This is a genomic window from Arthrobacter sp. W4I7 (genome assembly GCF_030816215.1).
In the GTDB taxonomy this organism is placed as follows: Bacteria; Actinomycetota; Actinomycetes; order Actinomycetales; family Micrococcaceae; genus Arthrobacter; species Arthrobacter siccitolerans_A.
In genome coordinates this window covers 951,942-967,671 of sequence record NZ_JAUSXU010000001.1, presented here as the reverse complement: position 1 = coordinate 967,671, position 15,730 = coordinate 951,942, and the positions used below count along the sequence as shown (strand labels likewise).

The following is a 15,730-nucleotide window of genomic DNA, read 5'->3' as shown; positions in this document are numbered from 1 at the left end:
TTCTTATCGCGGCCTTTCCTACCGCGCGACCACGCTGGCCGAACGGGCGGACTCCGGGCTGGTACCCACCGCGTTGATGGCCACCACCACGAAGCGGTAGTTGGCGGCGGTGAGGGTCATCTCCAGGGACCTCGCCGTCGCCGGCAGGACTTCCGAGTCGGTTCTTGAAACCACGGTGGCGTTGTTCGCCCCCGAGCTCATCCGCAACGCGGTGACCCTGTAGCCGGTGATCGCTGAGCCGCCCGTGTTGGCCGGCGGCGTCCAGGCGATCGAGGCGGTCACGGGTCCGCGGTTGTCGCCTTGCCGTGCCTTCCCGATCACCGGAGCGTTCGGCCTGTTGGGCGTCGTAACCGCATTGGATGCTGCCGAGGCCGCACCCACTCCGCTACTGTTGACCGCCCTGACCACGAAGCTGTAAGTGGTGCCCGGGGCAAGCCCGGTCACCACCTGGCTGGTGGCGGCGGTAGTGAAGGTGGCAGTGGTGACCAACGTGGTTCCCGTGCGGACTTCGATCTTGGACCCCGTGAGCGGGGATCCTCCGTCACTGACCGGTGCCGTCCACGTGACCGTTGCCGAATTGATTCCGGCAGTCGCGGCCACATTGGTTGGAGTACCCGGAGCCGCGGCTGCCGGTGTAACCGGGTTCGACGCGGCCGACAGTGCGCCCGCTCCGAACTCGTTGATCGCGCGCACCTGGAAGGTGTACGCGGTGCCGTTGGTCAATCCGGCGACAACGGCACTGGTTGCCGTCGCGGAGATGCCGGTGACCGTCTGGACTACTGAGCCGCCCGTGCTGACGACGACCTCGAAGCCCGTGATCGGCGAGCCGCCTGCAGCAGGCGCCGTGAAGTTCACAGTCGCGGAGCCGCTGGTTGCGGTCACGGTGACGATGGTCGCCGCAGCGGGCACAGCCAGGGTGACCACCTGATCGGTGAACTTCAGCTGTTCGATGTTCCGCAGCGTGTCGATCCCGTCGCTGGCCCGCTGGCCGGCCACGTTGGCACCGGTCTGGGTGACCGTCACCTTGGCCAGCTCGGTTTCCGTTGCCGGGGTGGCAACGATGGTGTAGTTGGAGCGCGGGCCCGAGAAGAGCGCCGTGTCCGTGCCACCGGAGCCTGCGAGGATCTCGCGGACCGCCACAATGTTGCCGGGGTTCACAGTTCCCGCGAACACCGCTTCCTGCAGCGTGGGTCCGGTCAGCTGACCGGCACCGTCCCGCAGGTACTGGGTGGTCATGCCGGCCGCGCTGCCAACCTCGGAAGCGGGGTTTGCCGCGTCGCGGACGCTGAGCCGGACACTGAAGTACTTGTCGCCGTCGATGATGTCATCGGCGCCACGTCCTTCAATGAGGTCGCTGCCGCCGCCGCCGAGGAGGATGTTGCCATCGCCCCACACGTTGCTGTTGGGAACCAGCAGCGGGCAGTTCTTGGATGCCGACGCCGCGGTGACGGTCGCCACCGGCGTGCTGAGTGCCGGTACCAGCGCATCAAGGCCGGAAACCCGGTCAAGGCCCGCCTGGTCAAGCACGTCGCAGCCAATGAATCCGGCGCCGCCGACGGTGCTGGGAACCAGGTCGTCGCCGCGGAGGGTGTCATCCAGGTTCGCGCCCGAGAGCGCTTCAAGTTCGTTGAACTTGTCCCGGACTCCCACCTGAAGGATGTCCAGCGGCGGGATCGGAAGGCTCAGGTCCGCGTCCTGCGCTTGCGGGTCCTGAAGACCGATCTCCCAGTCGAATCCCGAGGCTCCGGCGACCTTTTCAATGCCGGGTCCTGCGAGACCTACGTCGTCGCCGCCCTCCATGTCGTAGTCGTCGTCGCCGCCCTGGCCGATCAGAATGTCATGGCCCGGCTTCTGGGAATCGTCCAGGAAGAACAGGTTTCCGCTGTCCCCCTGAAGAAGGTCCGGCTGATCGCCGCCCTCTTCCCAGTCGTCGCCGCTGTCTCCGAACACGGCGTCTTCTCCCTGGCCGGCAATGACAAAGTCGTCACCGGCACCGGCGAAGGTTTCGTTGATGTTGGCTCCGCCGTTGGAGAAGTCCTTGCCATCGCCGCCCATGACGATGTCCAGTCCGGGACCGGCATCAATTGCATCATTGCCGGGGCCTCCCTTGGGAACGTCGTCACCGGCGAGATCGGTGATGATGTCATCACCTTCACCGCCCAGTGCGATGTCGGCGCCGTCACCGCCCTGGATGATGTCGTTGCCCAGGCCGCCCCAGAAGGTGTCGTTGTCGTTGCCTCCGTAGATCCGGTCCACTCCGGCAGTGCCGTTGTAGACGCTCTGTCCGTTGATCCCGGAGGGATCCTCGGTGTTGATGGCGCGGTACTTGATGGTGCCGTCCGGCATCCGGATCAGCAGGGCTGTCTCGTTGCAGTCGGAATCAAGGTCGTCCGCCACGGTGTTACCGAATTGCGTGAATCCGGCTGTGGTGCCTGCCAGCTTCTTCAGCTCGAACTTGCAGTCCGCCGTGGCGAAGGCGTCGGCCTTCAGTGTGTGCACATTGGTGTTGCGCATCATCATTTCCGCGAACGAGTTGCCTTCCAGCTGCGCCCGCAGGTTCATGCCCGGCGTACGTGCCAGGTAGTACAGGCGGTCGCCGTTTTGCAGGTCGGTCAGCTGGTTCTCGAATACGTAGTTGAACGTGCTGCCCAGCAGGCCGCCGAACAGATTGGTCCGCTCAGCGAGGCCGCCAACCCACAGGTCAACCGAATCGAGTCCGGTGACCGACTTGGTTCCGTCGTCGTTCGCCCAAGTACCGATGCTGTTCATAAACGCCGCGGCGTCACTCGGACCGACTTCGCCGGCAAGGGTGTCGGGGCTGACGATCTTGCGGGCAGCGGTGCGGCGTGATTCGAGCGTGGCCGGTCCGTCGTCGCCGGTTCCCAGTGTTGCGTCGGGGCCGGCATCCGTGAGGATGGTCGGGTGCTGCCCGTAGGCTGCCACAAAGTTGATCAGCGACTCCGGGTGCTTGAGGTTCTCGCCGAAATCGATCCAGTTGGTGTACGGCTGAAGCTGACCGTCGTTGGTCGAACCGTAAAGCTCCCGCCGAAGGTTGTTCAACGACGGGATGCCTTCAGACCGTGCCCTGGTCATATTGATGGTGGGCAGGTCCAGTGGCAGGCCAAGCAGATTGTTCCGGAGCGTGTCGGTGACGAACTCGTCGAGCTCATTGCCTACCTGGTCCGACATACCCATGATGACGCTGCCGGCCGCTTCCTCTGATGTCAGCACGCCAGCGTCACCGCCGTCCGTGTAGGCCGGCGGGTTGAGGAACCCGTCGAGGAGCGAGATGTCGTTGTTGCTGCCGCGGATGTCATCAGCGGTACCGAAAAAGGTGTCGGGTCCGGCCTTGTCTTCGTTGCGGCGGGCGATCGTTTCCGTCAGCATCGAGTGGCCGAACCGGTACACGGCATGCGCGAACTCAGCCTTGATGGCCGGGTTGAGCTCGGTCTGGGTGAACGCGAAGGGCTGGAAAGGGTTGATTGCGGGCTGGATCTTGCGCGCGAACTCCTCGAAGACCAGGTGCTGGTACTCCATTTCCGTGATGAACCGTGCCGCCTGGAACAGGCGCTCACCGTTCCAGCCGTCGGCACCCAGTCCCAGGTGCCATTCCGCGAGGGCGGCAACGCCGCTGGCCGACGTGTCGCCGTTCAGGACGTTCTTGATGTCACCGACGAGGCGGTCATGCTCGGAGTGGAAGATCTGGTGGATGGTGGTCAGGCCGATGTTCTCGTTCACGCGGCCGTCGCCGGCGATGAAGTGGGCGTTCAGCATCTCATCGTCATAGGTTCCCGTCGGCTGGTGGGCGAAGTCGGCCGAGGCCACGTTGTCGTCATCCGGGGCCGGAGCTACCGGTGCTGTAAGCGGGTCGTGGTCGGTGTCCACTGGGGAGGGGTCGGCGTTGTGCGCGATGTCCGTCAGGAACGGTGTGTCGAAGTGCAGCGCGTTGGCCGGAACGGGGACGGGTCCCGGGTCCGGCTGGCCCAGCTCGTCGAGGCAGACGTCGGACGCCCGGCAGCCTTCCACCATGCCTGTCGTGGTGACGTACTGAGGCAGTCCACGGGCGGGGCCGGGGATGAACTTGCCGTAGGGGTCCGCGGCAATCATGGGGATGTTCGTGACGTCAGCGTCCTTGAGCTCGAGGCCGAGCAGTGATGCTGCCTGTTCCTTGGTGGTGGTCCAGGTGGCCATACCGCCGGCCGTCGGACCTGCGGGACCGCCGAGCAGCTTGCCGGTGGAGACAGGCTTGCCGTCGCTGTTGTTGACGTACTCGCGGACGAATACCTGGTGGGACGGGTGGGAGGTGTAGGTCTGGCTCTGGTCCACCCAGGGCGAGTCCGTGTTGACGGCGTCCTGGACGTCGTCGTCGGTTCCCAGGATGCCGTCCGCCCCGGGCTGGTTCTGGCCGCGGGTCAGCACCATAAAGCGCAGGCTCGGGGGCAGGTCATCTGCATTCCCCAGTACGTGGTCCGGGCCAGCGATGAGGGGATCGTCGGCCTTCAGCGGCACGAAGACAGTGCCGCCGCCCTTGACGGTCTGGTCCACGCCGTGGTCAAAGAACTGCCCGAACAGCGTGAACATCGAGTTGTAGGGCGGTGAGAGGCCTACGTCGGTGGTCACGTTGGGGATAAACAATGTTTCGTGGGTCGGCACACAGCCTGCTGGCAGGCCGGTCGTGTCCGGGGGTGTGGGATCTGTGGTGCAGGGCACCAGGCCTTCGGCGCCCTGGGTCCGCACGGGGTTTCCTGCCGCGGCCACGGCCGCCGGGTTGGTGGAGGTCTGGTCAACCACGAGGTTGCTGATGACCCGGGGCTGGGAATCGAAAACGACCCCGGACTTCTGCTCATAGGATGTCGGGGCGGGTGGTCCTCCCAGCGATCCGGACTCGGCCGGCCGGAATGATTTGGAAGTCAGGCGGGGGAACAGCTGGTCGGCGGAGCCGAACCTTTCCTGGCCGGCCACCAGGTTGTTGCAGGAGCCGTCTACTGTACGCAGACCCTTGGAGACGAGGGGGCTGGCGATTTGGTCAGGGCCGGGGCCGATCAGAGTGTCACAGGGGTGCGCCGGCGACAGCGTCGCGGCGTGCGCCTCGGCGATTTTGATCTGCTGCAGGATGAACGCCAGGTCGGAGGGGCTCACTGTGAACCCTTGCCCAGCCGGCGCCACGACGGCCTGGGCTCCGACGAAGGGCAGGCCCATGCCCGCCGGCATGACCAAAGCTGCGACCGCTGCGACCATACGAATCCGTGCGGGTCTCACTCGTGCTGAGCGGGCGGCTGCGCGCCGCCCCCTTCGGGTGGGGAAACTGTTGTGTTCAGTGGTTGGGGGCGCAGACGCCTTACCGCCGGCTGAGCCCAGGGGCATCCAATTGAAAGGTCTCATGACATACCTGCCGTTAGGAGGGATGGAACGAGGTCATGGTGAGCCGGGCACCTTGTAACAATCTTGACTGGCCCACGCTCCGGGCGCTGCTGATGAAGTGTCTGTGCGCTCTTGGAAGTGCCACAGAATGTTCAGGCGAAGCGGCAAAACGGAAAAGAATATGCGGCTACTCAGGGCTCCAAGTAACGACCCCCCGGCGCAATCAAGTAATGGCTACTCGTGTCCCCGGCCGGATAAATCACAACACTGTAGCAAACCGCCGCAACTGAATTGCAGGTTCGCAGATGACTTCAGCAGGGCTCGCAGTAGAAGGCCGAACGACGGAGACTGTCCTCACCGGGCCGGATCCTTGCCGGCTCGATGTGAGGATTATTGGTCCGCTCCGGATCCGGCGCGGGGAGACAGTCCTGGGGTATGGGGAACTGGGCGGCCCGAAGCCCCGGCAAATTTTCGAACTCCTTTTGTTGAACCTCGGCGTTCCCATTTCGAAAGACCGTTTGATTGACATCCTCTGGGCCGGGCAGGCGCCAGCCGAGGCACTCCCCACTGTGGAGAGCTACGTCAGCGTGCTGCGGCGCCGCCTCCAGCCCGGAATGGGCAAGGACGGACCTTTGCGGACCGTGGCGGGCGGCTACATGCTGGACAGGTCGCTGGTGGACCTGGACCTGGACCGCTTCGATGCACTGGTCCGGGCTGCCGAATCGGCGGTGCCGCAGCGTGCCATCGTGCTGCTCCAGGAGGCGCTTGGCCTGGCTACGGCCCCACTGCTGGGCGAAGAACTGGTCCCCTCCTGGGCTGAGTCTGAGCGGAGCCGCCATGCTGCCCGCGTCTTCCGCGCCCGCACCCTGGCAGCGGAGTCAGCGCTGGCACTGGGGAACACCAAGCTGGCTGTCATCTGGGCCAGGGAGGCCATAGCGGATGATCCGCTCAGCGAGCAGGCGTGGACCGCCCTGGTCCTGGGACTGGAGAAAAGCGGCCAGCCTACTGAGGCACTGCGTGTCTTTGACCAGTGCCGGCGGATCATGAACCGGGAGCTGGGCTGCGGGCCGGGTGAGGCCTTGCGGTCCATCTACGCCAGGCTGCTGAAGGCCACAACCCATGTCATCGATCCCCCTGCCGAACCGGTCCCCGACGGCAGGCCAACAATTCGCATCATGATCATCAATCGCCACCGGACGTTCACCGAACTGCTTGCCGCAGCGTTGGAGCGGGAACCCGACATGAGCAATGTGGGGACTGCCGACTCTGCCCAGTCGGGTGTTGACCTGGTCCGCGAACTGGAGCCCGACGTCGTCCTTCTTGGCAGCCGCCTGCGCGATGCCGACGGCATTGCAGCGGCGCTGCGCATTCTCGCTGACGCCCCGCGGACGCGCATCCTGATGTTGGGGGGAACGCCGAAGCCCGAGGTGCAACGTCAGGCAGCCGCCGCGGGCATCTCTGCCTTCCTGCCCAATGACGGCTCACTTGCCACGCTGCTGAGCGCCGTCAGGCGGAAGACCGCTGATGCCCAGGTGAGTTGACGGACCTGCCGCCCGACGGCGGGACTCACCAACAGCGCTGACGTCACCACGGCTCCGGCCGCCCACGGTAGGAACCGGGCAGGTTAGTCCGGGGCGTTGAGGCGCGCAATCAGCAGGGCCTCGGCGAGGATGGCCTTCTCGAAATCACCCAGGTGGATTGACTCGTTGGCCCCGTGGGCGCGGGAGTCCGGGTCCTCCGCCCCTGTGATGAGGACCTCCGCCCGGGGGTACAGCTTGGTCAGGATGTTAACGGCAGGAATTGATCCGCCCACCCCCATACAAACCGCGGGCACTCCCCACGTCTCCTCCATCGCCGAAAGCATGGCCCGGGCAGCGGGCGAGGACGCGTCGCCGGCGAAGCCCTCGGTCCGGCCGGCGGGCGTAAACGTCACGTCGGCACCGAACGGAGTGTGCTTCTCCACATGCCGCCGGACCGCCTCCATGGCCGCGCCCGTGTCGCTTTCCGGCGCCAGGCTGAGGCTGAACTTGGCCCGCGCCACCGGCTGCAGGGTGTCCGAGGACAAGGCAACCGACGGAACGTCCATCCCGATAATCACCAAAGCCGGCTTGGTCCACAGCCGCGATGTCAAAGATCCCGTGCCAACCAGCGGCACCCCCGGCCGGACTCCCGAATCCGCCCGGAATTCCTCTTCGGACAGCGAGGGCCCCGGCACATCAGAGGAGACCAATCCGTCTACCGCAACACTTCCGTCATCGTGATGCAGCGTGGAAATCAGCCGGGACAGCACGGTCACCGCGTCCAGCAAAGGCCCGCCGTACGTCCCCGAATGGAGCGCATGGTCCAGCACCTGCACCTCGATGGTTCCCAGAATGAGCCCGCGCAGGCTCGTGGTGAGCGCCGGAACCCCCACCTTCCAGTTTCCGGAGTCGGCCACCACCAGTACGTCGGCGGCGAGTAGGTCGCTATGCTGCTGGAGCAGCAGCGGCAGGCTGGGCGAACCCGCCTCCTCCTCACCGTCGATCAACACGGTAATGCCGAGCTCCAGGTCATCGCCGAGCACACGGAGCGCGTTGCGGAAAGCGGCCAGATGCAGCACCACGCCGGCCTTGTTGTCCGCCACGCCCCTGCCCCAGAGCCGGCCGGCCCGCTCCACGGCCTCAAACGGCGGGCTGTCCCACAGTGTGATGTCCCCGGCCGGCTGGACATCGTAATGCGCGTACAGCATGAGCGTCGGCTTGCCGTTCCGCGCGGGCCTGCGCCCGACCACCGCCGGTGCCCCCTGCCCGCCGTCGGGCCGCGGCGCCTGCAGGATGTCGACGTCGGCGATCCCGGCCTCCTGCATCAGCGCCGCCACGTGCCGGGCCGCCTTGTCCAGCTCGGAGGGGTCGAACGAGGCCCAGGCCATGGCGGGAATCCGGACCAGCTCCGACAATTGGCCGACGGCGGCAGTAAAGTCCGCGCCCACCGCTTCCCGGAGCGAAGACAACGGGGAGGTGGACGCAGGAAGGCGGCCCAAGGCTTAACCGACCCCGTGGTGCTGGAGCCACATCTCCAGCAGCGCCAGCTGCCAGAGCACGTTGCTGTTCACCGGGGTCCGCTGCATGTTCGGATCCGCCAGGAGGCCGTCGATATAGGCCGGCTGGAAGAGCCCGCGCTGTTTTGCTTCCGGTGCATGAAGGGCTTCGCGCACCATGCTGATGAACGGTTCCTCCAGGTGCCGGAGAGCGGGCACGGGGAAGTAGCCTTTGGGCCGGTCCACCACCGCGGCGGGAAGCAGCTGCCGGCCCAGGTCCTTCAGTATCCCCTTCCCGCCCTGCGAGGCTTTGAGCTCCGGCGGGCAGGCGGCCGCGAGCTCCACCAGTTCATGGTCCAGGAACGGGACCCGGGCTTCGATCCCCCAGGCCATGCTCATGTTGTCCAGCCGCTTGACGGGATCGTCCACCATGAGCAGGTGGGTGTCCAGGCGGAGCACCGCGTCCAGGGCGGTGTCGGCTCCGGGGAGGTTCAGGTTGGCGGCGAGGACCTCGCTGCTCACGTCGGACCCGCAGTACCACTCGGGTTCCAGGATGTTTAGGAGCTCCTCATGGCGGTGGTCCACGAAGCTGGAGGTGAATGCCGCCTGCGCTTCGGTGCGGCCTACGGCAGCAAGGGGCTGGTGGTACCCGTACCCGCCGAAAACCTCGTCCGCGCCCTGGCCGCACTGCACCACCTTCAGGTGCTCCGCCACCGTCCGGGAAAGCAGGTGGAAAGCGGTCACATCGTGGCTGGCCATGGGCTCGGACATCGCGCCAACAGCACTACCGATGGAGGGGGCGAACTCGGAGGTGCTGACGTGCAGCTGCTCGTGCCGGGTCCCGAACTCCCGTGCCACCAGGTCAGAGTAGGCGAACTCGTTCCCCGAGTCGCCGCCGGCACCATCGAATCCGATGCTGAAGGTGGACAGCCCGTGCTGGCCCTCCTCGGCAAGCAACGAAACCAGCAGGCTGGAATCCAGTCCCCCGGACAGAAGGACACCTACCGGCACATCGGCCACCATCCGGCGTCGTACTGCCGTCTTAAGCGCGGCATGGACCGCATCCTGCCAGTCCCCGGCGGACCAGCCCGCATGCTCCGCACGCCGGGTGTAGGAAGGCTTCCAGTATTCGCGGTCGTGCCAGGTCCCGTCGGGGCGGATGGTCCGGATGGTGGCGGCGGGCAACTTCTGGACGCCGCGCAGGATGCTCCGGGGAGCCGGAACAATGGAGTGCCAGCTCAGGTAGTGGTGCAGCGCCACCTCATCAATGGACGTGTCAATTCCGCCCGAGGCCACGAGCGCAGGCAGGCTCGAGGCGAAGCGGAGCCTGCCGTGCAGGTGGGAAACGTAGACGGGCTTGATGCCCAGCCGGTCACGGACCAGGAGGACTTCCTGGCGTTGCGGATCGTACAGGGCCACCGCAAACATGCCTACCAGGTGGTGGACAAAGTCCTCACCCCATTTCCGGTAGGCCTTCAGGATCACCTCGGTGTCGCTGGTGGACCGGAAGGTGAATTCGGGCTCAAGTTCCCGGCGCAGCTCCTTGTAGTTGTAGATGCAGCCGTTGAAGGTGATGGTCAGGCCGCCGTCATCCACCATGGGCTGGGCCCCTGCCTCGGACAGGTCGATGATGCTGAGCCGCTGATGCCCCAGTGCAACCCAGCCCGCCTCCCACGTTCCCCGCCCGTCAGGACCCCTCGACGTCATTGCCCCCATTATTTTCAGGACCGCCTCCGGGGAGGCCTGTCTTCCGTTAAAGGCGATTTCGCCGGCTATACCGCACATGCTGCTGTCCTCGTTCCTTGCGATTTACTGCGATCGGTGTGGTTCTTCGCGGACCACCCTGATGGTCTTGAGCGTCGGATCGGCGGGATCCGGCAGGACCATGCCTGCCTCCACGCCGCTTCTGAGGTAGTCGATGGCGGCTTTGTTGATCCGTTCGCCGGGCAGCAGGATCGGGATGCCGGGCGGGTACGGCGTGGCCATTTCGGCAGCGATCCGGCCGGATGCTTCCTCGCAGGGGATGACTTCCACCGGCCCGAAGAACGCGTCCCGGGGCAGCATCACCGTCTTCAGGTAGAGCTCCTCCTCGTCCGGAATGACGACGGCGGGCGGGCGGGGCAGGTCCGGGGCGGCTTCGGTGAGTGCGCGGAGCCCGCTAAGGAGGCGCTGCGCCGTTTCTTCGTCATCAGAGATCGAGATGATGGCTTCCGTCCGCCGGTGATCGGTGGTGCCCATGTCGATGCGGCAGTTTTCCCGCAGCCAGTCCGTGGCCTGGAACCCGCTGATGCCAAGGTCGGAAACGTCGATCATGATGTGCAGGATGTCCAGGTCGTGGGAGGCCTCGGCGTGGACCAGTTCGTCCTCGAGGACATGCAGCCCTGGGAGCGCCTGGATGTCCCGGCGAAGTCCTTTGGCAAGTTCCAGTGCCTTGTCGATCAGGGCCTTGCCGTCCTGCACCATTTGCCGGCGCCACCCGTCCATCGCCGCGTACAGCATCACGTTCGCGCTGGTGGTGGACAGTACATCGGCACACTGGTTGAGGCGGACGGGGTCCACCAGGTTGCCCTGCAGATGGAAAATGGAGCCTTGCTCGAAGCCCAGCCCCATCTTGTGGACGCTGACCACGCAGATGTCCGCCCCTGCAGACATGGCCCAGGTGGGGGTGTCCGGGTGGAAGGGCAACTGTGCTCCCCAGGCCTCGTCAACGATCAGCGGCTTGCCCCGCTTGTGGCAGATCTCCACGATCGCCTCGAGGTCCGCGCAGGTTCCGTAGGGGGTGGGGCTGACGATCAGGGCAGCCGAGGCGTCCGGGTACCGCTGCCACATCTCCTCCACGGTCTCGGGTGCCGGCGGATGGGCCAGCTTCAGCTCGTTGTCCCACTTCGGCTTGATCCAGCGCGGCTGCAGCCCGGACAGCACCAGGCCGGACACCACGGATTTGTGCGCGTCCCGGCCGATCAGGAGCTCACCCTCGCCGCGGGTCACGGCCAGGATTGCTGCCTTAATGGACAGGGAGCTGCCGCAGGTTGAGAAGAAGGCCATGTCCGCACCCACGGCTTCGGCCATCAGCTGTTCGGCTTTGGACAGGTAGCCGTTGGAGGATTTCCGGTCGTCCAGGCCTGAGGAGGCAACTACGTCGGACTTGAAGCTCTGCTCCCCCAGCACCTCCAGCACCCGCGGATCGACGCCGCGGCCCTGGCGGTGGGCGGGTGGCGTAAACCCGTACCGGTCGAGTTTCTGGTGTTCGGCCAGCGCATCAAGCACCGGTGTTTCGTTCTGGTCCATGTGTCCTCCCGAGATGGTTTTCTAGGAACTCTGGTCGCTGGCCAGCAGCGGTAAACCTCTTAGCTTCTGAAGCGGCGTGGCCGGCAGGCTGCTGATCCGGACGGCGTCGGCGATGACATCGCACAGGCTGCCCGCCTCGGCGAACGCTGTGCGCTGGCGGGCAGCGCCGGTGCCCCTGGTCAGCACCTGGAACAGCAAAGACTCCACAACATCGAACTCGCCTTGGCTCTTCAGCGCGGACTGGACATGGTCCAGCAGTGCCATGGCCACTTCGAAGGCGGGCCGAGGCTGGCCGGTCAGCGGGTCCAGCAGGTCGCCGTCAAGCCCGAAGCGGCCCGCCTGCCAGGAGGCAAGCCGGAGCTGCATGGCCGAGACCGGGGCGGGAGGCACGCCATCGCGCCACTGCCGCGCCGCCGTCTCCACAAGTCCCCGTACCAGGCCGGCCAGGAGGACGGCGTCGTCGGCAAAAAGGCAGACATCCCCCACCCGCACTTCGATGGTGGGGTGGCGGTGGCTGAGCCGGGCATCAAAATAGATTTGCCCTTTGTCCAGGAGCACTCCCGAACCCAGGATCTCGTTGACCTGCCGGTGGTAGGCCTCTGCCGAGCCAAAGATCTCGCACGGCCCGGCCGTGGGCCACCGGTTCCACGCCTGGGAGCGGTAGCTTGCGTACCCGGAGTCCGTGGCGTTCCAGAACGGGGAATTGGCGGTGATTGCCATCAACACCGGGAGCCAGACCCGGATCCGGTCCAGGACTGCCACGCCTTCCTCGTCCGATTCAATCTCCACATGCACATGGCAGCCGCAGGTCAGTTGTTCCACTGCCGTCAGGCCGAACCGCTCGATCATCCGCTGGTACCGCAGGCCCGGGCTGGTGGTGGATTTCACGGGAAGGGGTGACGTGGCAAGGGCCACTGACCGTGCCCCGACTGCCCGTGCCGTTGAATCGGCGCTCACCCGCCGCACGGTAATGTCCTGGGCGAGTTCGTCCAGGCTGATCCGCGGCAGCGTGCAGGTCTCAATCTGTTCCTGCTTCATCTCCCTGCTCAGCCCGTCGTCATCGCTCAGGCGCTCCAGCAGTTCGCCCAGCGGCACAGCATGCCCGTCAACGTCGTCGACAATGAGGAACTCTTCCTCAACGCCCACCCGGCGCATTACCGCCGCCCCTTTGTGCCGGCATCTCCCCTGCCCGGCGTACGTCCGTTGACAGGAGAATAAACGTTAAGGAAATTAGCCATCATTGCTCCTGGATCGAAACCCATGAAGCGTTGGCTTAACTCCAGTGTCTAAATCATACTAAGCATGCTTAGTTCTTGTCGCAAGCTGAAACACAGAGGACCGCCACGAACACCACGCACTTTGGCGCACTGGTTCGGGGCGGTCCTGCTGCTCGTTAAGGGGAAATTTCCGAGTTGACCGGGCGTGGTTAGCCTAGTACCGGCCCGGCCAGGCTGGCATTAATCTCCGCGGAGACCGGCGACACCGGTGTTGCCGGCACCAGCCGGGACAGGAACTTTCCGCGGGCTGCTTCCACAAAACCGCGGAACAGGCCGAAGTCCTCGGGCAGCTCCTCCGGGTGCCACTGGATGCCCATGGTGAAAGTATTGGCCGGGTATTCGATGGCTTCCACCACCTGGTCCTCGCTCCACGCAGCGGCAATGAGGCCCTCCCCCAGTTTGTCCACGGCCTGGTGGTGGGAGACGGGCACGGGGCCCGGGTTGGCGCCGATCAGCTGCTCGAGGCGGGAACCGGCTTTGATCTCCACCGGGATTCGGTTGAAGCTGTAGCCGCCGGGCTGGTAGAAGGCATTCCCAATCACATCGGGCAGGTGCTGGTGGAGGCTGCCGCCGAGCGTCACGTTCAGCAGTTGCTCGCCGCGGCAGATGCACAGCAGCGGAACGTCCTGCCGGATTGCCTCCTGGATGAGGGCCTGCTCCCAGGCATCCCGCTCGGGCCGCGGTGCGTCAGTTGCGGGGTGTGCTTCCTGGCCGTAAAGGGCGGGGTTGACGTCCCACCCGCCGGGCACCACCAGACCGTCAAGCCTGCCGACGAGCTGTTCAACCATGCCTGCCATCACGGGTTGCGGCGGCAGGAGGATGGGCATGCCGCCGGCGGCGATGATCGGTTTCAGGTACGTCTCCGGCAGGAAAGCTGCACTAACCGTGCCGCAACCCTCGGTGCCAGCCTGCTCGAGGTAGGTGGTGAGTCCGATGACAGGTTTCATCGCGGCGTCGGTGGTGTGCACTGTGGTCCCTCCAGGAAGATCTAACTGTCTCCAATTTTAGGGCCGGGGGGCGGCCGGAATGTTTCGTCAGTGTCAATTCCAGGTGTCAGGACCATCACACTTTTTTGGCCTGTTCCTCATCCCCTGGTATGACGCGGAAACGGCGGTTCCGCAGGGACGGGACGCGGGTCCGGACGGCCGCTATCCGCTCGGGCTCAAGCTGGGCAAAAACGACGCCGGGCAGCTCGCCGGCGTTGGCGATCACCACCCCGAACGGATCCACCACTATGGAGTAGGCCGTGGCCAGCGGTCCACACTGGTTGGCCGTCACCACGTAGGAAGTATTCTCGATGGCCCGGGCGCGCACCAGGGTATTAAAGTGGTCCTCCTTGCCCGGGCCGACGATCCACATGGCGGGCAGCAGCAGGACGTTCGCTCCGGCATCCACCAGGTAGCGGGCACTTTCCGGGAACCTCACGTCGTAGCAGGTAAGCATGCCCAGGCGGAGCTGGCCGTAGGAGATCAGGTCCGGCGGGTCAAAGGAGCCCTGGCTGGTTCCGTCACTTTCCCGGTAGCCGAACGCGTCGTAGAGGTGTATTTTCCGGTACCTGCCCTGGACAGCACCATCGGCGTCCAGGGCCACCAGGGTGTTGAACGGCAGGCCGTCGGGGTTGGCCTCGGTGGTTCCCACGACGACGGGCAATCTGAGGGCCCTTGCGAGGGCGGCGATACCGCTGATAAAAGGCCCGTCCAAAGGCTCCGCCACGTCCGCTAGGGCGGTGGGCGGTTCGTTGCCCGCGTAGAGGCTGGACTCCGGAAGCACCAGCAGGTCAGCGTTGCCCAACGCGGCAGCCTGCATCAGCCCGGCGATCTGCTGCAGGTTGTCCTGTGGCACTTTGCCGGCGCTGAACTGCCCGGAGGCGATCCTCACTTCAGTCCTCCTGCCACCGGGAAACGGGCCCCTAGACAAAGCGTGGCACACGCGGGTCTGCGGCAACAGGTCCGGGCCCCCATGACCTGAGCAAACATCGAAGAACTCTTGACAAAACCTTGACCGATTACGCCGGCGTAATTTGATCGACGCCGTGAATAGTTGCAGATGCCAGGCGAAGTGAGCCTGGCTGAATCACCGGCCGGCCCGACTGGGGGTGGGCCCGTCGCAAAGGACAGATCCATGGGCATCAGCATGAAAAGCACTCCGGGCAAGATTCTGGCTTCCGTCACACTGGTTGGTGCCGCAGCCGCCGTCGCGGGTCTGGGTACGTACGGCGCGTTCACCTCTACCACGAACGCGAGCCAGGAAGTGAAGGCCGGCAGGGTAGTCATCGAACTCGGCGGTACTGTGAACACCATCAGCAACCCTGTTGCCGGCCTGCTCCCCGGGGATTCTGTAGAGAAGTTCGTCACGCTAAGCAACACCGGCGACTCGGACTTCAACGCGGTGACTCTGACCACCACCGCCAGCACCGGCACCCTGCTCACGTCAGATGTCCTGAATGGGCTTCAGCTCACTGTTGAGGCCTGCACCACCGACTGGGTGGCAGTTGCAAATGGCCCGGACACCTGCGCGGGCTCCAAGACGGTGGTGGCCAGCACTCCCATCCTCGGCACCAGGGTCCTTACCGCTCCGGCATCCCTTACTGCCACCAAGTCAGACCATTTGAAGATCACCACCTCACTGCCCACGAACGCCGGTGACGCCTTCCAGGGCCTCACCAGCACGGTGAACTTCACGTTCGACGCCACACAACGCACCGCCAGCGTCAAATAGCCCCCAATCTCCTGGCGGCGCTATGAAGCGGCGCCGCCAGTGAATCTTCCCGCCTGACCTGCCTCTCCCT

Annotated in this window: 9 protein-coding genes; 2 read left to right on the top strand and 7 right to left on the bottom strand. The window is 65.3% G+C overall.

What is annotated here, in order from left to right; all coding sequences use genetic code 11:
- Positions 1 to 18: 18 nt before the first annotated feature.
- Positions 19 to 5,238: a peroxidase family protein gene (locus QF047_RS04415; RefSeq protein ID WP_307274392.1), complete on the bottom strand. Its 5,220-nt coding sequence runs from the start codon at positions 5,236 to 5,238 to the stop codon at positions 19 to 21.
- A gap of 428 nt (positions 5,239 to 5,666) precedes the next feature.
- Between QF047_RS04415 and QF047_RS04410 the strand changes: the two genes are divergently transcribed.
- On the top strand, positions 5,667 to 6,902 hold the full coding sequence (locus QF047_RS04410; protein ID WP_307274390.1) for a BTAD domain-containing putative transcriptional regulator: 1,236 nt from the start codon (positions 5,667 to 5,669) through the stop codon (positions 6,900 to 6,902).
- 83 nt (positions 6,903 to 6,985) lie between these two features.
- Here QF047_RS04410 and QF047_RS04405 read toward each other — a convergent pair whose 3' ends face one another.
- The 6 genes from QF047_RS04405 to QF047_RS04380 form a co-directional block, all read right to left on the bottom strand.
- The gene (locus tag QF047_RS04405) at positions 6,986 to 8,380 is read right to left on the bottom strand and encodes a M20/M25/M40 family metallo-hydrolase (protein ID WP_307274388.1); all 1,395 of its coding nucleotides are present in this window, start codon (positions 8,378 to 8,380) and stop codon (positions 6,986 to 6,988) included.
- 3 nt (positions 8,381 to 8,383) lie between these two features.
- The gene (locus QF047_RS04400) at positions 8,384 to 10,162 is read right to left on the bottom strand and encodes an N-acetylglutaminylglutamine amidotransferase (RefSeq protein ID WP_307274386.1); all 1,779 of its coding nucleotides are present in this window, start codon (positions 10,160 to 10,162) and stop codon (positions 8,384 to 8,386) included.
- Positions 10,163 to 10,186: 24 nt separating this feature from the next.
- On the bottom strand, positions 10,187 to 11,665 hold the full coding sequence (locus QF047_RS04395; protein WP_307274385.1) for an aminotransferase class I/II-fold pyridoxal phosphate-dependent enzyme: 1,479 nt from the start codon (positions 11,663 to 11,665) through the stop codon (positions 10,187 to 10,189).
- A 21-nt stretch (positions 11,666 to 11,686) separates the two neighbouring features.
- Positions 11,687 to 12,820 (bottom strand): glutamate--cysteine ligase, encoded by a 1,134-nt coding sequence (locus QF047_RS04390; protein ID WP_307274382.1) that lies wholly within the window; start codon positions 12,818 to 12,820, stop codon positions 11,687 to 11,689.
- Between the two features lie 271 nt (positions 12,821 to 13,091).
- On the bottom strand, positions 13,092 to 13,910 hold the full coding sequence (locus QF047_RS04385) for a gamma-glutamyl-gamma-aminobutyrate hydrolase family protein (RefSeq protein WP_306635103.1): 819 nt from the start codon (positions 13,908 to 13,910) through the stop codon (positions 13,092 to 13,094).
- A gap of 94 nt (positions 13,911 to 14,004) precedes the next feature.
- Complete coding sequence (locus QF047_RS04380) at positions 14,005 to 14,820, bottom strand: carbon-nitrogen hydrolase family protein (protein WP_307274380.1); 816 nt, start codon at positions 14,818 to 14,820, stop codon at positions 14,005 to 14,007.
- A 243-nt stretch (positions 14,821 to 15,063) separates the two neighbouring features.
- Here QF047_RS04380 and QF047_RS04375 point away from each other — a divergent pair, with 243 nt between their 5' ends.
- Complete coding sequence (locus QF047_RS04375) at positions 15,064 to 15,660, top strand: TasA family protein (protein WP_307274378.1); 597 nt, start codon at positions 15,064 to 15,066, stop codon at positions 15,658 to 15,660.
- Positions 15,661 to 15,730: the final 70 nt, after the last annotated feature.